This window comes from Bacillus proteolyticus (assembly GCF_001884065.1).
GTDB classification, from domain to species: domain Bacteria; phylum Bacillota; class Bacilli; order Bacillales; family Bacillaceae_G; genus Bacillus_A; species Bacillus_A proteolyticus.
Genome location: NZ_MACH01000072.1, coordinates 17,414 through 38,159 on the forward strand (window position 1 = coordinate 17,414; position 20,746 = coordinate 38,159).

A 20,746-nucleotide genomic window follows, 5' to 3' on the forward strand; every position below is an offset into this window, starting at 1 on the left:
ACAGTTGATGTTGTATTTATCCAGCTATCTGTGGGTAGTAAAACTCCCACCTCAAAATTCAGGTGGAGCAAAGAAGCTAGATGGGAGATCTACTGCCCATAAACGCCCGATTGGTGCGGGCGTTTATGGGCAGTGGGGGGATGAACAAAAATCCTCACTGATTAAAGTTTCACTTTATTGTTTCTTGTGAAGCGATGGTTTCAATATTTAACATGAATTTTTTTTGTAACAATTGCAATTTAAATAGTGTTAAAGGATCATGATAAGTTTCTGGGTTTGTTCTTAGCTTTGTCAAAGTGTGCTCATCTTCTTGTATTTCAAGTTGAGCCGCTTCTACAGTTTGTTTCAATATGCTAAGAGGGTCTTTAAAGAACATCATGATATCACGTTCTAGCGCACCTTCAAATACTTCAAATTGTAGGAAGAATTGTTTTGAAATCATCTGAGCAACTTCTGTATAATCTTCTGTTTCAATATATTGTTTATATTTATTTGATAGCATAGATTGATTTTTTTGCATATTACCGAATAGCTTTCCTGCACTTTTTAAGAAAAATTGTGTCGGTGTAAAGCGTAATAAAATATTGATGTTAGCCACTGTAATTCTGTTCGTCATTCTTGCAACATCTCTATCCCAGTCATCTAGTAATTTGAAATCGCAAGGAAGTTTAATACGCTCTTCCTCATAGAGTTTATTAAAGGTATCGCCCATTTCATCTAAATAAGCCTGAGCTTGGATGAATTCATTATGAGCAGTTTCAATCCACTCTTGAATAGACTGAGTAAACTTAGGAAGAAGGACTTGCTGTACATGCTTTTGAATTCTTTCATTCATTGCTACATTTAGTTCTTCATGGACTAATTTGAAATCACTATCTTCTTGAACAAGATCAGAGCAACTCTGCAACAATTCAGGGATTTGAGAATGTATATCCCGCGTAATCTCTTCTTTCGTTAAAAGATAAGATTCTGTAATAGAACGAATTTTATCTTTTTGGATGGCAGTAAGATTATTAATAAAACCATCAAGTTTTACTAAAATATGCTTATTCCAGCGGACTGATTTCACTAACGTATTTTCTAATTCCACACGTTCATTTAAAAGGTATGCAATTGTTTTTTGGATAAACCATAATAATTTTTCAATGCGTTCTTTTTCCACGTTACGCTGAGTAAGGTTAGAAAGAATAGAGTCTGTTACATTACCTAGCTGTTCACTACTCTCTTGGGAAGGAGAATAAGGGAACAATTGTGCTTCAGGGAAATGTACGAGTATTTTCTTTTTAATGTTTTTCGTGATGTTTTCGCTAGTATTCGCATCAATTGTTTGTAAGATGAATTGAATCTGTAAATTAGGTACTTGTTCACGAATATATAGTAATGTATTGAGCTCTTCATCATGTAATGGTGAAGCTGAATTTAGTACATAGATGAGACTATCTGCTGCCTGTAAGTATTCGAAATGAGAGCTGTTTTTGTCAAGTTGTCCATGCATAGTAGGTGTGACAAGGAATGAAAACTTATTTTTTCGTAAAAATCTACTTGGTAATTTAACTTCAATACATTTTTTTTCTAGTTCTGGCTGAGAAGGTACCGCCAGTATGTTATGAAGTTCGTCAAAGTTTGGTATATTTCGTATATCTAGCTCTGTAAGCTCAGTTATTTCAGTTTGACTATCATCTTTAAATGTAATTGCAGTTGTTACAGTCTCATTTAATATATTTTCGCCTAGTATAGAGTTAATAAAGGCTGATTTATCATAATCGTTAGCTCCTGCTACTAGAAGTTGTGCAACGTTTAGATCGTATAACTCACGAACAAGTAGTGTGAATTGATGACCTAAATCTACATCATTCTTCTCAGCCCATACAGCAATCGTTTCAAATAATGTTGATACATCAGCCATATCAACATTTGAATGAGCTGATGCATTTGAAAGTAAGGCACCTGCACTTTTTACAAGTAATGATTCTAGGGTTGTCGGTGAAACTTCATTCCATGCTAATACTGCTGCGGAGACAAGTAAAGAATCTTCCGCTTTTGTTAAACTAAACCAATTTGTTAATAAATCTGGTACAAGTCCTTGTAATTCGTGCATGAAATGTTGTCCAGTAATCAATTCGAAGTACGTCTCTTGATAGCGAGTAGAAATTTCATTCCAATCGTCATTAGCATCTACTTCAATATGTAAGAATAAGTGATTTATTGTTTGAATCCAAGGTAGATGGAATGATTCATTTTCATAGCTATTCCAAAGTGAAATAACAAGTTCTTTAAACTGAACTTGATCAATAGCGTATAAGGATTTTAAAGATTCATAGAAATACTCAGGTTTTATTTTGTTGGTAAAGCCTCTGTTTACATAATTGATTAAAGTATCAAACCAGTGTAATGATTTTGTTCGAATTCCTTCTTGAACCGCTAGTTCAATAGCATTATTCCAATCTTCTTGTTTTTCATAGAATGATCGAGCGATTGCGGTAATATTTGGATAGTCCGGTTGAAACGCAACAGCTTCACTAATCGTCTTAAATGCTAGACCTAAACGATTTTGCTCGATATAAAGAGAAAGAAGTTGTAGGGAAACTTCCATCGTAAGAGTTGTATCTTCTGTTTGGATAGATGTATAAATTTCTTCTGCTTTTGGTAAGAAATCTAATTCGAAATAAGCATCTGCAATATTCTTCATGGCCCAGAGAGCAAGTTCATTATTTACTTTCTCCCATTTGAATATAGCGGCTTCAAAGTCTTTAGTTTGAAAATAAACTTCACCTTGTGCGAAGCGAATATTAGATATATTGGAGAATTCATTTTTTGATTCATTTATATATGCTTCACCGAGTACTTCCGTTACCGGGATGGAAGAGTCTTCTGTTAAAAATGTTTTATAGTAAATCTTTTGGATAAATTGTTTTTCAATGGTCATGTTCGTTCCCCCTGTATAATTTAGAAAAATGATGTTGTATGTAAAAGGGTGCGTGTTACTCTAATAGGTAGAAGTTGCATCATATAGACCAAACTATGTTTTTGCTAGATATATCATTTTTCCTGAGAGTTAAACCGTTGCAAAAAGTAACTTTCCTTTATTGTAACAAAAAAATAAGCCCATGAATTTTTATTTTTTAATCTGGCTATTTATAGGCAGTAAGACTCCTACTCCAAAAATTAGCGAATGCAGGGAAGTTAAGTGGGAGCCCTGCTGCCCGTAAAATCCCGATTGGTGCAGGCTAATAATCGGTGGGGAGGGACAAAAAACTACGGATTCAATCTCTGTTAAAGGAACGGAGTAGAAGTAGAGTTCATTATAAAAACAATGTATAGTGAATATGTATACCATGTTTGGCTTGAAGATAGAACGGGCACAATATGGAATAACGATCGTGCATAGGATGTGTCTTCCGAATGGAGCAACATATTGGCGAGTTAATCGCACATTATGGGTATTTTGGAATTATTATAGCTTTAGCTGGCGGGATTGTTGGATTACCTATACCGGATGAGTTTTTATTGACTTTTATAGGCTATAACATTTCAAAAGGAGCTATGTCAGGAACAGCTGCTTTTTTAAGTGGAATGGCAGGTGCAATGCTTGGCATTACATTAAGTTACATATTAGGGTTAAAACTTGGGCTCCCTGTTTTAAAAAAATATGGACCGAAAATTAGAATTAAAGAACATCATATTGAAAAAACACATATTTTATTTGAAAAATACGGTCCGTTTCTTTTAATGATTGGCTACTTTATACCGGGAGTACGTCACTTAACAGCATATTTTGCTGGGGTTTCGAATTTAACATGGTGGCGTTTTTGTCTGTATGCTTACGGTGGTGCACTAATTTGGATAAGTGTTTTTATTGGCCTAGGTTGGAAACTAGGAGAGAAGTGGCGCTTCGTTGAATATAGTTTACATCATTATGGAATATGGATTTTATTAGTTTCGGCAATTGTAGCATTGATTGTGTGGATTTACATAAGGAAAAGAAAAAACCGCTAATAATAGCGGTTTTTTAGCTGAAAGCAATAAATAATACACCAGCTGTAATAAAGACTACACCAATACCAGTCATAAAGTTTAACTTTTCACCGAGTATAATCATCGCGAGAATAATGGAAAATACTACACTTAATTTATCGATAGGTGCTACTTGTGAGACTTTTCCTGTTTTTAATGCAAGAAAATAAAATAGCCATGACGAAGCACCAGCGATTCCACTTAATGTGATAAATAGCAGTGCTTTTTTATTTAGGAGGACATCACCGATATTTTGAAATTTACCTTGTATAATAATAACTCCTACCATAAATAGTGCCATAATAATAGAACGAATCGTCGTTGCGACGTTGGCATCGATTCCATCTAAGCCGATTTTTCCAAAAATAGATACGAGGGCAGCAGCAATTGCTGATAATAGTGCGAATAATAGCCATGAGCTCATAGTAAAATTCCTCCAATCTTACATTATTATACATGAAAATTATTCTCATGTATAAAAACGAAATAATCCCCACCTTATATTTTTAATAAGGTGGGGATTATTATACTACTCTGCAATTTCCTCATATAAAAAGTACGTTACATTATAAATATGCTCTACTTCATCATCAGTCATAAATAATAATTCGTCACGTTCAATCCCTTTTTTCTTTTCGATAAACTCAATCATGTTTTTTCGTTCTTCTCTTTTCATCAATTTTATTTCTCCCCTCAATCTGTTTTAATACAGTTTATTTAAGTTACTGCTATTATATAACAGAATCTTTAGAAAGTTCCACCTATTTTATTGTTTTTTTCAGAAGAACTTTTCGACAAAACAAGCCCACCTAAAGGGGGCTTGTTTTGTTTTATAGTCGTAAAAACTCGGGCTCCGTCGTACCAGCACCATCGATGTAATAAATTGTATCGGGATTGATTTTTATTAATACGTAATTAGGGTCTTCAGGGCCGAGTAACCAACGTTTTAAGCTATTATTCCAAAACTTGTTTTTTAATGTGGAGTCTTCCTCGATTGAAGCTAATCCTTCAACTTCAATATAATCTTCATCTAATTTTTTTCCTTCACGTCCAAGTAGTGCATGTACATTTGGATTTTTTTCAATATCTGCTATTTTTTTTGAATTTCGATCTGTTGCAACATATAGTACAAAATCTTCGTGGAAAAACATCATGAAGGCACTATGTGGCTTATCGTTACGTACAGTAGATAATACACCAGTGCGTTGACCTTGAATAATAGTTGCGATTTTTTCTTTTAAGTGCATGCTTGTAACCTCTTTTCATAATTTGTAATTGTTTCGTCTACACAAAACAATTTAAATATCTTTCATACTGTTTTCTTCAACCCGATTTTTTAAACGTAATTGTGATGAAATCGGACAAGTTAGGAGATGAATAATAATAATATCGAGGAGAAATACATACGATGGAAGGATGGAAAGCATGTTTAATAAAATATTTCTTATAGTAGCGCTGATTGGGGTACCACTTTCTGTACTTGGAAAAACGCTTCATTGGCCTCAAACAATTATGTTCGCCGTGTATTGCATTACGATTATTGCATTAGCGGGTTTTATGGGGAGAGCGACAGAAAGTTTGGCAATCGTTTCTGGGCCCCGGATAGGTGGCTTATTGAATGCAACTTTCGGTAATGCTGTTGAACTTATCATTTCAATTTTTGCACTTCAGGCAGGATTAACAGAAGTTGTTTTAGCTTCCTTAACTGGTTCTGTACTTGGAAACTTATTACTGGTAGGAGGGTTATCTTTCTTTATAGGTGGCCTTAAGTATAAAAGGCAAAGCTTCAATGTTTATGATGCAAGGCACAATTCAGCTTTATTAATATTTGCTGTTGTTGTAGCCTTTGTTATTCCAGAGATTTTTTCAATGAAGATGGATGCTGGAAAGACGTATCAATTAAGTATTGGTGTTTCTATTATCATGATTATTATGTACCTTGCTGCATTGTTATTTAAGTTAGTTACGCACCGTGGTGTATATCAACATAAAAGTGATGAGGTAGCGCATGAGGAAGAGCCAGAGTGGTCCAAAGGTAAAGCGTTACTCATTTTAGCGATAGCAACACTTGCAGTTGCTTATGTGTCAGAGGCCCTCGTACATACTTTTGAAACGGTCGCAAAGTCGTTTGGCTGGTCGGAGTTATTTATAGGGGTTATTATCGTTGCAATTGTTGGTAATGCAGCAGAACATGCATCTGCGATTATTATGGCGTATAAAAATAAAGTGAATATCGCAGTAGAAATTGCAGTAGGTTCTACATTACAAATCGCGATGTTTGTTGCTCCTGTATTAGTACTACTATCCATGTTCTTTGCACAAAGGATGCCTTTAGTATTTACAATACCAGAACTTGTGTCCATGATTACAGCCGTTTTCTTAACGATTGCGATTTCAAATGATGGGGATACAAACTGGTTTGAAGGAGGCACTTTATTAGCGGCGTATGTCATTATGGGAATTGGTTTTTATTTATTATGAAAAATAGGCATAACAATTGTGCCCAGAGAAAACAATAAACAAAGTAGTATATATACCTTTATGTAGGAAGGAGCCAGACAGGTGAAACGAGTATACAGCATATGTCTTTCAACCATGGTCTCGTTTATTTTATTATTTCCTAACAGTAGTTTTGCAAAGACAACGGTAGAAGTAAAAATGCCTTCATCTGTTTTAAATATTTCAAAAGATAATACATTTCCAAATGACGCACAAGATTTACCGCGTTTACAGCCAAGTAAGTTTGCGCAAGAACTATTGAAAACAGCAAATATCAAAATTGAAAACCCTGATTTAATTCGGATGTTTAATGAAACAACAATTTCGAATGCACCACTTGCGGTAGGATACCGAGCAAAAATTTATTTAGGTCAATGGGCATTAAATTATGAATCAATAGATACATCGATTAACTGGGAATATAAGCAAGTGAATCGAAATGTATATGACAATCGCGGAGGGGATCGCTTATACCCACTTCGCTATAAACAAGAAACCCAAAAGACAATCGAAGGTGATTTAACAGCAGATATGAAAGATGCTGCAGATGTGAAAAAAATGATGCTTTTAAAAGCGCTTGAAAAAGTACAATTGCCACTTGCATTTAAAACGACCATTGGTTATGGTACAGGACATGAGCGTGTGTATAATATTAGTCCGAGTCAACTTGGATATTTATACGCTTATACACCAGCAGTAAATGAAAAAGGAAAAGTAACATTTGGCGAAGTCTACCTTGTGTTAAAAGGGAATCAAAAAAGGCTTGTCGTGAAAAATATTACATCTCAAGGAATTGGGGCAGCTATTCCAATTCACGATCATTTGTTTTTTAAATTTATTTCTTCATCGCATTCGCAATAACATGAAAAACGTCAGCTTATAAGCTGACGTTTTTATTTATAATGTAATATTTGCTGTTTTTGATAAGAAATCTTCTGTCGGATAGTAGCTGTTTTTTACAAGAACATTCGGTCCAAGGCATTTTACAGCAAGACAGTGACAGCTTAATGATTTTGCTGTTTTTGAAGCGCTCCATTTTTCATACGCTTCTTGTAACGTATTTGTTTGTATGTTTCCTAGAAGTGGAACATCACCAAAGTCCGTTACAATAATATTTCCATCGAAAATATTTACATTTAAACGAGAACGGCCATCTGGATCATTACGAACTGTGACATTTTTGCTCTCTTGTAATTTCTTAAATGTGGCGACGTCTCGCTCGTCATCGCTACAAGCGTAGAAAGGTAAAGTCCCAAATAACATCCATACATTTTCATCGCGAATTTCTAGTAAATGCTCAATTGCATCACGAATTTCAGCTTTCGTTAAAATTTCTAAATTGCTCGCGAAGTCACTCGGATACATCGGATGAACCTCATGACGCTTACATCCCATTTCTTCGACAATTTGACGATGAATATGTTCCATATGTGGTAGGGTTCTTTTGTTCAACATTGTTTCTGCTGATACGAGTACACCTGCATTTGATAGAGCTTTACTATTTGTAATCATTCTTTCGAATAATTTTGCGCGTTGTTCATAAGTAGGTTTACGCTCCATCATTGCAAATCCGCCTTCAACGAAGTCATCAATTGTTCCCCAGTTATGTGAAATGTGCAATACATCTAAGTAGGGAATAATTTGTTCATAACGTGCTAAATCTATAGTTAAGTTTGAGTTGATTTGAGTGCGAACGCCTCGTTCATGGGCATATTTTAAGAGTGGTGTTACATAATTGTCGACGGATTTTTTGGAAAGCATAGGTTCTCCGCCGGTAATACTTAAAGAACGTAAATGAGGAATCTCATCTAATCGTTTTAATAAAAGCTCCATCGGAAGCGGATTTGGATCTTTCGGCTGTAATGTGTAACCAACAGCGCAATGCTCGCAACGCATATTGCATAACGTCGTCGTTGTAAACTCAACGTTTGTTAATAGTAGTTTGCCGTACTCTTCAAGGTCCATATACGCTTCCCATGGATCGTAAGAAGGAGTAATCGGCTTCATTATTTGTGATATCGTCATATGAAATACTCCTTTGACTATTGAAATAACAATTTGTCCATTCTCTATAATAGAAGAATATGTGCTTTTTATAAAGTGAAACTTTTTTGTGGAAAAAGAGAGAGGGCTTACATTAGAATGAATTACTGTTACAAAATCGATGAAATTACATGCCCATAGCAATCATTTTTGCGGTATAATAAAAGTAACTCGAATTAAAAGGAGAGTGCCTTCATGGGAAAAGCAATTCAAGATAAAGATACACAATTAGTATATTTAAAAGAGCGTTTAAATATGTTCATTGAAGTAATTGATACAATTGAACCTGAAGAAGTAGAGTTAGAAGATGTAGATCGTCTTCTTGCGATGTTAGATGAATTAGAATTAAAATGTGAGCAATTTAAAAAAGACGAATAATATATTAAAAAGGCTGCCAATACAAAATTGGTAGCCTTTTTCTGTACGGATAATAGAAGGAATATAGAAAAAAAGGTATAATCAAGTTGTGAAAAATTTCATTTATACTTTAATAGCGTGAAATAAATAAAAAGCTGAAGAGCATAACAATGGAATTTTCATCTCATAACGTTTTGGTAGCGTTCACAATTGAGGGGGAAGTAACAATGGAAAAGCTTCAAGAAAGCATGTATCAACTAGTTGTTGAAACGTCAACGAACTTACCGAAAGATGTTCGTCGTGCGATTCAACAAGCGAAAGAGCGAGAAAACGCAGGGACTCGTTCAGCGATGGCACTTGGCACAATTACAAATAACATTAAAATGGCAGATGATAATATCTCGCCAATTTGCCAAGATACAGGGATGCCAACGTTTAAAATTTATACGCCAGTTGGTGTGAATCAATTAAAACTGAAGGAAGCTATCTATAGTGCGCTTGAGCGGGCGACAAAAGATGGTAAACTTCGTCCTAACTCTGTTGATTCTCTTTTTGGGGATAATAGTGGAAATAATTTAGGACCGGGAACACCAGTTATTAAGTTTGAGCAATGGGAAAAAGATTACATTGATGCACGTTTAATTTTAAAGGGCGGCGGATGTGAGAATAAAAATATTCAATATAGCTTACCGTGTGAATTAGAAGGGCTTGGACGTGCAGGCCGTGATTTAGAAGGAATTCGTAAATGCCTTCTTCATGCGGTATATCAAGCACAAGGCCAAGGATGTAGTGCAGGTGTAATTGGTGTTGGTATCGGGGGAGACCGCACATCAGGTTACGAATTAGCAAAAAATCAATTATTCCGTACATTAGATGACATCAATCCAGTACCAGAGTTACAAAAACTTGAAGAGTACGTATTAGAAAATGCGAATAAGCTTGGCATTGGTACGATGGGATTCGGCGGAGAAACAACTTTACTTGGTTGTAAAATTGGCGTATATAATCGCCTGCCAGCTAGCTTCTATGTATCTGTTGCGTATAATTGCTGGGCATATCGCCGCCTTGGTGTAAAAATCCATCCTGAAACAGGAGAAATTATGGATTGGCTATATCAAGAAGGTGACGATACACTTCAGCAAGAAGTACAAGAAAAAACAGAGCAACGTGAAATTGTATTGCAAGCACCAATTACAGAAGAGCAAATTCGTGAACTTCGCGTTGGTGATGTTGTAACAATTAATGGCATGATGTATACAGGCCGTGACGCAATCCATAAACATTTAATGGATAACGATTGTCCAGTAGACTTAAATGGACAGGTTATTTATCACTGTGGTCCAGTTGTAGTGAAAGACGAGAATGACAATTGGCAAATTAAAGCAGCAGGACCAACGACAAGTATTCGTGAAGAGCCATACCAAGGGGATATTATGAAGAAATTCGGTATTCGTGCTGTAATTGGTAAAGGTGGCATGGGTGCAAAAACATTAGCAGCATTAGAAGAACACGGCGGCGTGTATTTAAACGCAATTGGCGGTGCGGCGCAATATTATGCTGAATGTATTAAAGAAGTGAAAGATGTTGATTTCTTACAATTTGGAATTCCAGAAGCAATGTGGCATTTACGCATTGAAGGTTTTAAAGCAGTTGTAACGATGGACTCTCATGGTAACAGCTTACATGCTGATGTTGATAAAACTTCACTTGAAAAACTAGCTAGCTTTAAAGAGCCTGTATTTAAGTAAGTAAAAATGTACCTCGAATGATTCGAGGTACATTTTTTGGTATATATAGAAAAACATGTTCAGCATGAAAGAAAGCAGGGAAACAGAAACTACAGGTACGATTATATATGGAAAGGAGACTATTTATGAAATATAAATGGTTATATATAGGTCTCATTTTTTCAATTATGATGGCACTTGTTCCAGTTTCAACATTTGCTTATACGAATACACCACATAACTGGGGAATCCCACGTCCTAAAAATGAAACGGTGCCAGATGCAGGGAAATTATATACAGAATTACTACAAAAAAATGGTGGGTTTTACTTAGGAAATACGAAGAAAAAAGACATTTATTTAACATTCGATAATGGATACGAAAATGGATATACAGGAAAAATTTTAGATGTACTGAAGGAGAAAAAAGTACCAGCAACTTTCTTTGTGACGGGGCACTATATAAAAACACAAAAAGATTTATTATTAAGAATGAAAAATGAAGGACATATTATTGGTAATCATTCTTGGAGTCACCCTGATTTTACAGCAGTAAACGATGCAAAGCTTCGTGAAGAATTAACAAGTGTAACGGAAGAAATTAAAAAAGTGACAGGACAAAAAGAAGTGAAATATGTACGTCCTCCGCGAGGTGTGTTTAGTGAACGAACGCTAGCTCTTACGAAAGAAATGGGATACTATAATGTGTTTTGGTCGCTTGCATTTCTTGATTGGAAAGTAGATCAGCAAAGAGGTTGGCAATACGCTCATAATAATGTAATGACTATGATTCATCCAGGATCTGTTTTATTACTTCATGCGATATCAAAAGATAATGCGGAAGCACTTGCGAAAATCATTGATGATTTGCGCGAGAAAGGGTATCATTTTAAAAGCCTAGATGATTTAGTAAACAGCAATCAACCGTAAGCATGTATGCTTGCGGTTTTCTCATGCTATAATGATGTGTAAAAAGGATGGGGAAACGTATGTGGAGCGAACATGTTACGTTAGAATATCCGTACCATTTTGGGGAAGTGCTAAAGCGTTTATCTTTCGACCCGTTAAACGTCATTCAATTAGACGAGAAAGTAATTTATGTCCCGATGTTTATAGACGAAGAACAGATTGTTGTTCGTTTGCAAGGGATTGGTACTGTTCAAAATCCACAGTTTTGGATCTCTAGTCAGGCAGGAGATCAAGAGAAAGTAATGAAACGAATGAGATCCATTTTTCACTGGAATGAACCGTTTCAAAATATACAAAATCATTTTTTAAACACATCATTACGTCCACTATTTGAAACATATGCTTATACTCCAATTATTTTAGAATTCGATTATTTCGCTTGTCTTCTTCGCTGTATTATTCATCAACAAATAAATTTGAAATTTGCTACTGTGCTAACAGAGCAATTTGTAAAACGATATGGGACAGAAAAAAATGGCGTTTTATTTTTCCCAACACCAGAAAGAGTAGCGAATATTCCAATAGAGGAATTGAGAGAGCAGAAGTTTAGTCAGCGAAAAGCTGAATATATGGTAGGATTAGCAAAGCATATCGTAGGCGGTAAATTAGATTTAGCAAGGATAGAAAATGAAACAGAAGAAGAAATATCGGCACAATTGTTACCAATAAGGGGTATTGGAGCATGGACAGTGCAAAACTTTTTAATGTTTGGGCTTGGACGAAAAAATATGTTTCCAAAAGCAGACATTGGAATTCAGCGCGCAGTGCAAGGTGTATTTCAATTAGATGATAAACCTGATGATGCATTTTTAGAAAAAGTGAAACAAGAGTGTGAACCATACTGCAGTTATGCAGCGTTATATTTATGGAAAAGTATAGAGTAGAGGTGTAATAATGATACAAAAGCAACATGAGAGTAAGTTGGAAGTTGGTCAAACGTTCCCTGTGACAATTAAACGTCTTGGGATTAACGGAGAAGGCGTTGGTTATTTTAAGAGACAAGTTGTTTTCATTCCAGGGGCATTACCAGGAGAAGAAGTTGTTGCAGAAGCAACGAAAATTCAGCGTGGCTTCGCTGAAGCAAAAGTGAAAAAAGTTCGTAAATCATCACCACATCGTGTGAAAGCACCGTGCTCAGTATATGAGGAATGTGGTGGCTGTCAATTGCAACATTTAGATTATAAAGAACAATTAAATCAAAAGCGTGATATCGTTGTACAAGCATTCGAGAAGTATATGAATAACAGTCTAGAAGAGAAAATTCGTCCAACGCTTGGCATGGAAAATCCATGGCATTATCGTAATAAAAGTCAATTACAAGTGGGACGTAAAGATGAAAAGGTTATTACAGGGCTATATAAACAAAACTCACATCAGTTAATTGATATTTCTCATTGTATGATTCAACATAAGGCAACGAATGAAGCGACAAAAGTTGTAAGACGTATATTAGAAAAGTTAAATGTTTCTATTTACAATGAGAAAAAACAAAAAGGTTTAGTACGTACAATTGTGACACGTACTGCAGTTCAGACAGGGGAAGTACAAGTCACACTTATTACAACAAAAGAAGAATTGCCAAATAAAGAACAATTTATCGCAGAAGTACAAAAACAGATGCCAGCGGTTAAATCAATTATGCAAAACGTAAACTGGCGTAAAACATCTGTTATTTTTGGCGACAAAACGTTTAAATTAGCTGGAAAAGAAGTAATTCAAGAAACACTTGGTGATTTATCATTTGAATTATCAGCACGTGCATTCTTCCAATTGAATCCAGAGCAAACGGTTGTTTTATATGATGAAGCGAAAAAAGCAGCTGCTTTAACAGGAAATGAGAAAATTGTAGATGCGTATTGTGGTGTTGGTACAATTGGTCTTTGGCTTGCGAATGATGCAGCAGAAGTACGTGGTATGGATGTAATTCCAGAAGCGATTGAAGATGCAAAGAAAAATGCAAAACGCCACGGATTCACAAATACAAAGTATGAAGCTGGTAAAGCGGAACAATGGTTACCAAAGTGGGTAAAAGAAGGATGGCGTCCAGATGTAATTGTTGTCGATCCACCACGTACAGGTTGCGATGATAAATTACTGGAAACAATTTTAAAAGTGAAACCGAAACAAGTTGTTTACGTGTCTTGTAACCCGTCATCGCTAGCACGTGATGTAAATGCATTAATGCAGAGTTATGAAGTGGAATATGTACAACCAGTTGATATGTTCCCACATACTGCTCATGTAGAAAATGTAGTGAAGCTTGTTAGAAAGTAAAGTTTATTAATATTCCCTCATGGTATGAGGGAATATTTTCTATGAAGGAGAATACTATGCACAATTATAAATTAACGATTCAGTATGACGGTGCGCGTTATAAAGGGTGGCAACGTCTCGGTAATAATGATAATACGATTCAAGGAAAAATCGAAAGTGTAATATCTGAAATGGTCGGGAAAGAAATTGAAATTATCGGCTGTAGTAGAACAGACGCTGGTGTACATGCTTTGAATCAAGTAGCTAATTTTAAAAGTGATGAAAAGTTAGTGGAACATAAAGTGAAAAAGTATTTAAATCAATACTTACCAAATGATATTAGTATTACGAGTGTAGAAGAAGTATCAGATCGTTTTCATGCTCGTTACAATTCTAAGGCGAAAACATATCTATATAAAATTTGGAATGAAGAGCATACGAACCCATTTATGCGTAAACACAGCATGCACGTGAATAAAAAATTAAATGTGGAAAGCATGAAAGAAGCTGCGAAACATTTAGTTGGTTCACATGACTTTACTGCTTTTTCAAATGCAAAGTCTAAGAAAAAGTCTATGGTTCGTGAAGTGTATACACTTGATGTGATGGAAGAGGCAGGATTTGTACAAATTAGAGTAAGTGGTAATGGATTCCTTCATAACATGGTGCGAAAAATTGTTGGGGCATTAATTGAAGTTGGATTAGGACAATTAGATGCTGAAGCAATTCCAAACATTTTAGAGGAAAAACAGCGTAATCAAATTAATTGCCTTGCTGAGGCGAGTGGTTTGTATTTGGAGAATGTTGAATTTTAATAATAAGTAAAAAATCGAGCTGATAAGGCTCGATTTTTTTGCACTCTGAAATTAAGAAGATTTCTCTCTCTTCATACGCAACTTCAAATTCCAAAAAGAAGCAAGCATAATAGCCGCAAAGGAGCCGCTAATTGTTCCGAGTAGCTTTGCATAAGGGAAGCTACTCATATCACCATTAATGAATAACATCATACATAGAACGGCAGGGAGAAGGTATAAGTAGTGTAATAACTTTAATTTTTTTTCATTACTCATATATATATAGCCCCTTTCTAGCGTGGTATATGTTTATTATAATATATTTTTCCATTTTTTTACACCTAGAGAAAGGTTCATTTCATATGTGTAAATGCAATTTTTTAATTCGATATTGTAAGTTTTGTCTACTCAATCCTAAAAATTTTGCGGCTTGTGAGATATTTCCTTTATTTTCTTTAAGAATTTGATGGATGTAGTTCTTTTCCATTTCTTCTATTGTGTGCTTTAAAGTTTTAGGTGTATCAGCATTGTAATTAGTTAGTGAAGGTTGCATATTGAATTCTTTTTTTATTCGTTCGCGAAAGCGAGTTGGTATATGAAACGCTGTAATGATATTTTCATCTTCTATTAAGTTCATTGAACCTTCAATTATATGTTCAAATTCTCGTACGTTTCCGGGCCAATCGTATGCATAAAAGAATTCTCTTACATGTACATCTACATCGGTTACGCCGAGCCCAAATTGAATATTGTACTTTTCGATAAAGTGCTGAACAAGATATGCAATATCTTCTTTTCGTTCCCGTAAAGGTGGAAGACATAAAGTAACGACGCTTAATCGGTAATATAAATCTTCTCTTAACCGATTATGTGCAATAGCTTCAAGAGGGTCTTCATTAATAGTTGCTATAATACGAACATCAATTTCTTTTTCTTGTGTGCCTCCGATTCTTCGTATTGTTTTTTCTTGTATAGCCCGGAGTAACTTAGCTTGAAGTGCGGGGCTTAACGAGTTGATTTCATCTAATAGCAAAGTTCCGCCGTTTGCTTCTTCAAATAAACCAGGTTTATCTATTGCTCCTGTAAAAGCACCTCGATTCGTACCAAATAGTAGACTTTCCATTAATGTTTCTGGTATAGCGGCGCAGTTTTGTGAAATAAATGGTTTTGTTGAACGCTGGCTTTCATTATGGATGCTTTGCGCAAATAACTCTTTACCAGTTCCCGTTTCCCCGATGATAAGTATGGAGGATGGTGTACGTATTACCCTTTTTGCTTCTGCAATGACCGATTGAATCGCTTTAGAATCACCAATTATGTGATCAAAGGTAAACTTAGTATTTTGTTTTCGAGAAAGATTCGTTTTCATTGTTTGTTTTAAATGGCTTACCTCTTTGGAAATTTCAATAGCACCTTTAATTTTTCCATTTTCTATTATAGGGAAAGTATCGTTAATCGTCGTAATTTCTTGCCCTTTATTGTTAAAATACGTTTGTTTTATATTTTTTTTTGTTTTCCCAAATTTTAATGCCTCTATAAGAGTACTATTTTTATTTTCTTCAAATGCAAATACCTCTAAAGGACTTTTATATAGCACATCTAAGCGGTCCATTGATTCAATTTCCATCATTTTACGGTTATAGATAATCGTTTTACTTTCCTCATTAATAATATGAATCCCAATATCTAGTTCATTGAGTAAATTTTCATATAGCATATTCATTTCAATAATCTTTTTAAAATTGATTTCTTCTGTATGCATGTATTATCTTCTCCTCGTTTCACCCTATGAAGACTGACTTTTTATAATTTTATTAAAATTCCCATAAAACCGCAAAATTTTTTTGCTATTTTCTTTTAAAACTTTTCAAACGATAGAAAAATTTTGCAGTTATGTAGATTTTTTTGTACGAAATCTTAATTTTTATAGAGATATTGAGGTTGGTACGTATCTTGCATAAATAATAATGGAAATCTTTAAATTGAAGGAGTGGGGGAATTAGAACTTTTCATAGGGTATGCGACATTTCAGTGCAAATTAATTAAGAGGAGGAATTTATTAAGTGAAGACGGTTATAGAAGGCGTGTATAGTCCTTGTTACGGGAAAGTAGAGAAATTATTTGTTACTGAAAGTTCTTACGTATATGAGTGGGAGAAATTAGCGTTAATTGAAACAAAAGATAAGCAGCAAGTGGAAATCAAAGTGGGAATCAGTGGTTATATCGAATCATTAGAAGTGGTAGAGGGAGAAGCTATCGCTGATCAAAAACTATTAATAACAGTGAGAGATGACCTTTTAATAACAGGTAGCGATTAATAGAAGTAATATGTATTTTGCTCTTTTAAATAATTATTTTTACTATGAAGAATTTTAAAAACGCTTACATTAAATGGGTTTGCAAAGTGAAAAGGGGGGATTTATATGATGGATCAAAGCCAAGGATTAAAAAGGGAATTGAAAAGTCGGCACATATTTATGATTGCACTCGGAGGGGTTATTGGTACTGGGCTTTTTTTAGGATCCAGTTATACAATTCATGAAGCTGGACCTGGAGGAGCAATTGTAGCGTATCTTGTCGGTGGATTTGTTATGTATTTAACGATGCTCTGTCTTGGAGAGTTAGCGGTTGCGATGCCTGATGCAGGATCGTATCAAACATATGCTACAAAACATATTTCACCTGCAGCGGGTTATGTAGTGGGATGGATGTCGTGGCTAAACTGGACGGCTACGATAGGCATTGAATTAATTGCAGTTAGTATATTAATGAAACGTTGGTTTCCAGATGTATCATCATGGATTTGGTGCGTAGTGTTTGCCGTATTGCTCTTTGTTATTAATGCGTTATCTTCAAGAAGTTTTGCGGAGGTTGAATTCTGGTTTGCAAGTATTAAAGTAATTACAATTATTGCATTTATCATTTTAGGCGGGGCAGCAATGTTTGGTTTTCTAGATATGAAAGGAAATGAGCCAGCACCGATGTTTTCTAGCTTTACTGATTATGGTGGACTGTTCCCGAATGGATTATCAGCAATTTTAATTACGATGATTGCAGTTAATTTTTCCTTCCAAGGAACAGAACTAGTTGGTATCGCAGCTGGTGAGAGTGAAAATCCAGAGAAAACGATCCCGAAGGCAATTAATAATACAGTTTGGCGCATACTTGTTTTCTTTGTACTATCTATTTTTATTCTTGCGGGACTATTTCCTTGGCAGCAAGCAGGCGTGATAGAAAGTCCATTCGTAGTTGTATTTGATAAAATTGGTATTCCTTATGCGGCTGATATTATAAATTTCGTTATTATTACAGCGGTACTATCAGTTGCGAATTCAGGATTATATGCAACTTCCCGTATGCTATGGTCGATGTCTAATCAAGGAATGATTAGCCCGATTTTTGGTAAGTTATCTAAAAACGGTGTTCCTATCTATGCATTGATTGTAAGCACGATTGTAGGGTGCCTCTCATTATTATCAGGTATCTATGCGGAAGATACAGTTTATTTGTGGCTTCTTTCCATTGCAGGGTTCGGAGCGATATTAGTTTGGGCATCTATTGCCCTATCTAATCTATTGGCTAGAAGGACATACGTAAAGCAGGGTGGGGATATTAAAGATTTGAAATTTAAAACACCGCTGTATCCATTTGTGCCACTTCTCGCGTTAGTCTTAAATTTAACAGTAATTGTTGGCATGGCTTTTATTCCGGAACAAAGAATGGCATTGTATTGTGGTATTCCATTTATGATTGTTTGTTTACTGTTTTATCGTGCGACAAGAAATAAGGATAGCAAAATAGAACATACTGAAAAAGTAAATACGACAGAAGTAGAAAGTTTATAAATATATTCGAAACTTGTGCTTAATTTAGAGACTGTAGAATTGTAAACAGTCTCTTTTTTTGTGAAAATAAAGCTGGAAACATACTACGTATGCAAAGGGGAATTAGCAATGAATCAAGAAGTTTCACAGCTATTAGAACAGATTGATTTACGAAAAGAGGAGCTACTAGAACTTACAAAAACTTTAATTCGTTTTGAAACACCAGCACCGCCAGCGAGAAATACAAATGAGGCGCAAGAATTTGTTGCAGAGTTTCTAAAAAAACGACATTTTAGTATTGATAAATGGGATGTATATCCAAATGATCCGAATGTTGCTGGGGTAAAAAAAGGGACGGAAAGTGAGTTATATAAAAGTCTTATTATTAATGGCCATATGGATGTAGCTGAAGTATCAGTAGATGAGGCGTGGGAAACAAATCCGTTTGAGCCGTTTATAAAAGATGGTTGGTTAGTTGGGAGAGGCGCGGCAGATATGAAAGGTGGACTAGCTGGAGCCTTATTTGCAATTCAGCTTTTAGAAGAAGCGGGAATTGAATTGCCAGGTGACCTAATGTTTCAATCGGTAATTGGAGAAGAAGTGGGAGAAGCCGGAACACTTCAATGTTGTAAGCGTGGATATGATGCTGATTTTGCAGTAGTAGTTGATACAAGTAATTTACATATGCAAGGGCAGGGCGGCGTAATTACTGGATGGATTACAGTGAAAAGCCCACAAACGTTTCATGATGCAACACGTAGACAGATGATTCATGCTGGAGGACGTTTATTTGGAGCGAGTGCTATTGAGAAAATGATGAAAATTGTTCAAAGCTTACAGGAGTTAGAGCGTCATTGGGCAGTAATGAAAACGTATGAAGGATATCCATCAGGGGCGACAACAATTAATCCTGCTGTCATTGAAGGGGGGCGTCATGCAGCATTTATTGCGGATGAGTGCCGGTTATGGATAACAGTACACTTTTATCCAAATGAAACGCATGAACAAATAATAGAAGAAATAGAAGAGTATTTAGGAAAAGTGGCAGCAGCAGATCCATGGTTAAGCGAGAACCCACTACAATTTAAGTGGGGCGGAGAATCAATGATTGTTGATCGGGGTGAAATTTTTCCCTCTTTAGAAGTAGATAGTAGTCATCTGGCTATTCAGAAACTAAGTTCTGCACATGAATATATATTACAGAAAGTCGCAACTTTAGATATGTCTGCTACAGTAACTGATGGCGGATGGTTTAGTGAGTTTAACATTCCAGCTGTAATTTACGGACCAGGTACATTAGAAGAAGCTCATTCAATAAATGAGAAAGTTGAAGTTGAGCAGTTAATTGAATTTACAAAAGTAATAACAGCGTTTATATATGAATGGTGTCATACGAAAAAATAGATGAGTATGTTGAAATCGTACAGGTATGTATACTTGTACGATTTTTTAGTGAACCATTTCAGAGTTGAATAGAAACAACTGAAATAGCTCTTTATTTTTCTATGTCTTTCGTTTTAATTCGATTAATTTCTCTTTTGCTAATTCAACAGCAATCGCATCATCTAAATAACCAATTGGAAAGAGATAATCGGGGATAATATCTGTTGATAAAATGAAATACAATAATGCGCCTCCGAGAACCGCACGTTCTTCGTTTGAAATAGTCTCATTGCAAAATTGTTGATACATATCTGTTAATTGTTCAATAAAAGGACCAGCGCTATCAATTTGTTCTAATTTACTTGCGAAACTTTCGTGAATACGTTTTTCACCTTCTGTTGTTTGAGCATAGCGTTCATAGTTTTCAAGTTCTTGTTTTACGCGCGTTGTTGTGTAGTCGAAATCAAATAAGTTAGAGGATTGCAGAGTTTGCTGAATTGTATCAAGAGATGTGTACATATCCGTCTTTTCTTTATTTATGTGAGGAGAATCAGGATACATCGCATCAAATAACAATTGAGGTGGAACTTGAAGACACTCAGCAAATTTTTGCAGATGTTTTTGTTTTGGCGGTTGTTTGCCATTTATAATTCTTGAGATTGTAGCAGGATCGATATTTGTAAGTATTCCTAGCTGTCGCATTGATAAGGCACGTTCTTTTAAAAGTTTTTTTATTAATGTACCAAGTCGATCGTTTGGGTTTTCTTTAGGCATAGTGAAGGCACTCCTTTTTATTGTTGAAAAAATGTTGAGCATTTATTACAAGTATATGAAACAGACAGGCACAGTTGCTCAACATTTTCATAATATACATGGAAATATGA

The 20,746-nt window shown here is 35.3% G+C and carries 20 protein-coding genes; 12 read left to right on the forward strand and 8 right to left on the reverse strand.

The features are described 5' to 3' along the window. Positions 1 to 169 precede the first annotated feature (169 nt). The gene (locus BAQ49_RS11110; RefSeq protein WP_071745361.1) at positions 170 to 2,926 is read right to left on the reverse strand and encodes a tetratricopeptide repeat protein; all 2,757 of its coding nucleotides are present in this window, start codon (positions 2,924 to 2,926) and stop codon (positions 170 to 172) included. Between the two features lie 476 nt (positions 2,927 to 3,402). Here BAQ49_RS11110 and BAQ49_RS11115 point away from each other — a divergent pair, with 476 nt between their 5' ends. Next, positions 3,403 to 3,996: a DedA family protein gene (locus tag BAQ49_RS11115; protein WP_071745362.1), complete on the forward strand. Its 594-nt coding sequence runs from the start codon at positions 3,403 to 3,405 to the stop codon at positions 3,994 to 3,996. A 13-nt stretch (positions 3,997 to 4,009) separates the two neighbouring features. Here the strand turns inward: BAQ49_RS11115 and BAQ49_RS11120 are convergent, their stop codons facing one another. From BAQ49_RS11120 to BAQ49_RS11130, 3 genes are all read right to left on the reverse strand, one after another. Further along, positions 4,010 to 4,438: an EamA family transporter gene (locus BAQ49_RS11120; RefSeq protein ID WP_002115869.1), complete on the reverse strand. Its 429-nt coding sequence runs from the start codon at positions 4,436 to 4,438 to the stop codon at positions 4,010 to 4,012. Between the two features lie 105 nt (positions 4,439 to 4,543). Further along, positions 4,544 to 4,690, reverse strand: a complete 147-nt coding sequence (locus BAQ49_RS11125; protein WP_000817786.1) for a BH0509 family protein — start codon at positions 4,688 to 4,690, stop codon at positions 4,544 to 4,546. A gap of 154 nt (positions 4,691 to 4,844) precedes the next feature. Further along, positions 4,845 to 5,261, reverse strand: a complete 417-nt coding sequence (locus tag BAQ49_RS11130) for a pyridoxamine 5'-phosphate oxidase family protein (RefSeq protein ID WP_071745363.1) — start codon at positions 5,259 to 5,261, stop codon at positions 4,845 to 4,847. Between the two features lie 178 nt (positions 5,262 to 5,439). Between BAQ49_RS11130 and cax the strand changes: the two genes are divergently transcribed. Further along, a complete protein-coding gene (gene cax / locus BAQ49_RS11135) occupies positions 5,440 to 6,495 on the forward strand; it encodes a calcium/proton exchanger (protein ID WP_071745364.1) in 1,056 nt (351 codons plus the stop codon). A gap of 81 nt (positions 6,496 to 6,576) precedes the next feature. After that, positions 6,577 to 7,374, forward strand: a complete 798-nt coding sequence (locus BAQ49_RS11140) for a YfkD famly protein (protein WP_071745365.1) — start codon at positions 6,577 to 6,579, stop codon at positions 7,372 to 7,374. Positions 7,375 to 7,410: 36 nt separating this feature from the next. On the opposite strand, the gene yfkAB is transcribed toward BAQ49_RS11140, so the two are convergent. Next, entirely contained in the window at positions 7,411 to 8,538 is a 1,128-nt protein-coding gene (gene yfkAB / locus BAQ49_RS11145) for a radical SAM/CxCxxxxC motif protein YfkAB (protein WP_071745366.1), read from the reverse strand. A gap of 213 nt (positions 8,539 to 8,751) precedes the next feature. Here yfkAB and BAQ49_RS11150 point away from each other — a divergent pair, with 213 nt between their 5' ends. The 6 genes from BAQ49_RS11150 (at position 8,752) to truA (ending at position 14,676) form a co-directional block, all read left to right on the forward strand. Next, the gene (locus tag BAQ49_RS11150) at positions 8,752 to 8,934 is read left to right on the forward strand and encodes an SE1561 family protein (protein WP_000513558.1); all 183 of its coding nucleotides are present in this window, start codon (positions 8,752 to 8,754) and stop codon (positions 8,932 to 8,934) included. Positions 8,935 to 9,140: 206 nt separating this feature from the next. Further along, positions 9,141 to 10,661 carry a class I fumarate hydratase gene (gene fumA, locus BAQ49_RS11155; RefSeq protein WP_084667397.1) on the forward strand — a complete coding sequence of 507 codons (1,521 nt, stop codon included), beginning with the start codon at positions 9,141 to 9,143 and terminating at the stop codon, positions 10,659 to 10,661. 125 nt (positions 10,662 to 10,786) lie between these two features. Next, positions 10,787 to 11,569 carry a delta-lactam-biosynthetic de-N-acetylase gene (pdaA, locus tag BAQ49_RS11160; RefSeq protein WP_071745368.1) on the forward strand — a complete coding sequence of 261 codons (783 nt, stop codon included), beginning with the start codon at positions 10,787 to 10,789 and terminating at the stop codon, positions 11,567 to 11,569. A 59-nt stretch (positions 11,570 to 11,628) separates the two neighbouring features. Further along, entirely contained in the window at positions 11,629 to 12,492 is an 864-nt protein-coding gene (locus BAQ49_RS11165) for a DNA-3-methyladenine glycosylase family protein (RefSeq protein ID WP_071745369.1), read from the forward strand. 10 nt (positions 12,493 to 12,502) lie between these two features. Continuing rightward, on the forward strand, positions 12,503 to 13,882 hold the full coding sequence (rlmD, locus tag BAQ49_RS11170; protein ID WP_000615190.1) for a 23S rRNA (uracil(1939)-C(5))-methyltransferase RlmD: 1,380 nt from the start codon (positions 12,503 to 12,505) through the stop codon (positions 13,880 to 13,882). A 56-nt stretch (positions 13,883 to 13,938) separates the two neighbouring features. Continuing rightward, a complete protein-coding gene (gene truA / locus BAQ49_RS11175; protein ID WP_071745370.1) occupies positions 13,939 to 14,676 on the forward strand; it encodes a tRNA pseudouridine(38-40) synthase TruA in 738 nt (245 codons plus the stop codon). A 51-nt stretch (positions 14,677 to 14,727) separates the two neighbouring features. Here truA and BAQ49_RS11180 read toward each other — a convergent pair whose 3' ends face one another. Further along, positions 14,728 to 14,931 (reverse strand): hypothetical protein, encoded by a 204-nt coding sequence (locus BAQ49_RS11180; protein ID WP_071745371.1) that lies wholly within the window; start codon positions 14,929 to 14,931, stop codon positions 14,728 to 14,730. An 82-nt stretch (positions 14,932 to 15,013) separates the two neighbouring features. After that, positions 15,014 to 16,417, reverse strand: coding sequence for a sigma-54 interaction domain-containing protein (locus BAQ49_RS11185; RefSeq protein ID WP_071745372.1), 1,404 nt, complete (start codon positions 16,415 to 16,417; stop codon positions 15,014 to 15,016). 301 nt (positions 16,418 to 16,718) lie between these two features. On the opposite strand from BAQ49_RS11185, the gene BAQ49_RS11190 reads away from it, so the two are divergent. The 3 genes from BAQ49_RS11190 to BAQ49_RS11200 all read left to right on the forward strand — a co-directional run bounded on the left by BAQ49_RS11190 (position 16,719) and on the right by BAQ49_RS11200 (position 19,883). Continuing rightward, the gene (locus BAQ49_RS11190) at positions 16,719 to 16,973 is read left to right on the forward strand and encodes a biotin/lipoyl-containing protein (RefSeq protein ID WP_071745373.1); all 255 of its coding nucleotides are present in this window, start codon (positions 16,719 to 16,721) and stop codon (positions 16,971 to 16,973) included. 105 nt (positions 16,974 to 17,078) lie between these two features. After that, the gene (locus BAQ49_RS11195; RefSeq protein WP_071745374.1) at positions 17,079 to 18,500 is read left to right on the forward strand and encodes an amino acid permease; all 1,422 of its coding nucleotides are present in this window, start codon (positions 17,079 to 17,081) and stop codon (positions 18,498 to 18,500) included. 108 nt (positions 18,501 to 18,608) lie between these two features. Next, entirely contained in the window at positions 18,609 to 19,883 is a 1,275-nt protein-coding gene (locus BAQ49_RS11200; RefSeq protein ID WP_071745375.1) for an acetylornithine deacetylase, read from the forward strand. Positions 19,884 to 19,982: 99 nt separating this feature from the next. Here BAQ49_RS11200 and BAQ49_RS11205 read toward each other — a convergent pair whose 3' ends face one another. Then, the gene (locus tag BAQ49_RS11205; RefSeq protein WP_071745376.1) at positions 19,983 to 20,636 is read right to left on the reverse strand and encodes a DUF1232 domain-containing protein; all 654 of its coding nucleotides are present in this window, start codon (positions 20,634 to 20,636) and stop codon (positions 19,983 to 19,985) included. Positions 20,637 to 20,746: the final 110 nt, after the last annotated feature.

Excerpts from the sequence above, each read along its gene's own strand:
- fumA (WP_084667397.1), top strand. The coding sequence starts at position 9,141 with ATGGAAAAGCTTCAAGAAAGCATGTATCAACTAGTTGTTGAAACGTCA.
- BAQ49_RS11110 (WP_071745361.1), bottom strand. The coding sequence starts at position 2,926 with ATGACCATTGAAAAACAATTTATCCAAAAGATTTACTATAAAACATTT.
- BAQ49_RS11130 (WP_071745363.1), bottom strand. The coding sequence starts at position 5,261 with ATGCACTTAAAAGAAAAAATCGCAACTATTATTCAAGGTCAACGCACT.
- BAQ49_RS11115 (WP_071745362.1), top strand. The coding sequence starts at position 3,403 with ATGGAGCAACATATTGGCGAGTTAATCGCACATTATGGGTATTTTGGA.
- cax (WP_071745364.1), top strand. The coding sequence starts at position 5,440 with ATGTTTAATAAAATATTTCTTATAGTAGCGCTGATTGGGGTACCACTT.
- BAQ49_RS11195 (WP_071745374.1), top strand. The coding sequence starts at position 17,079 with ATGATGGATCAAAGCCAAGGATTAAAAAGGGAATTGAAAAGTCGGCAC.
- BAQ49_RS11185 (WP_071745372.1), bottom strand. The coding sequence starts at position 16,417 with ATGCATACAGAAGAAATCAATTTTAAAAAGATTATTGAAATGAATATG.
- BAQ49_RS11125 (WP_000817786.1), bottom strand. The coding sequence starts at position 4,690 with ATGAAAAGAGAAGAACGAAAAAACATGATTGAGTTTATCGAAAAGAAA.
- pdaA (WP_071745368.1), top strand. The coding sequence starts at position 10,787 with ATGAAATATAAATGGTTATATATAGGTCTCATTTTTTCAATTATGATG.
- BAQ49_RS11150 (WP_000513558.1), top strand. The coding sequence starts at position 8,752 with ATGGGAAAAGCAATTCAAGATAAAGATACACAATTAGTATATTTAAAA.
- BAQ49_RS11200 (WP_071745375.1), top strand. The coding sequence starts at position 18,609 with ATGAATCAAGAAGTTTCACAGCTATTAGAACAGATTGATTTACGAAAA.
- truA (WP_071745370.1), top strand. The coding sequence starts at position 13,939 with ATGCACAATTATAAATTAACGATTCAGTATGACGGTGCGCGTTATAAA.
- BAQ49_RS11120 (WP_002115869.1), bottom strand. The coding sequence starts at position 4,438 with ATGAGCTCATGGCTATTATTCGCACTATTATCAGCAATTGCTGCTGCC.
- BAQ49_RS11180 (WP_071745371.1), bottom strand. The coding sequence starts at position 14,931 with ATGAGTAATGAAAAAAAATTAAAGTTATTACACTACTTATACCTTCTC.
- yfkAB (WP_071745366.1), bottom strand. The coding sequence starts at position 8,538 with ATGACGATATCACAAATAATGAAGCCGATTACTCCTTCTTACGATCCA.
- rlmD (WP_000615190.1), top strand. The coding sequence starts at position 12,503 with ATGATACAAAAGCAACATGAGAGTAAGTTGGAAGTTGGTCAAACGTTC.
- BAQ49_RS11165 (WP_071745369.1), top strand. The coding sequence starts at position 11,629 with ATGTGGAGCGAACATGTTACGTTAGAATATCCGTACCATTTTGGGGAA.
- BAQ49_RS11205 (WP_071745376.1), bottom strand. The coding sequence starts at position 20,636 with ATGCCTAAAGAAAACCCAAACGATCGACTTGGTACATTAATAAAAAAA.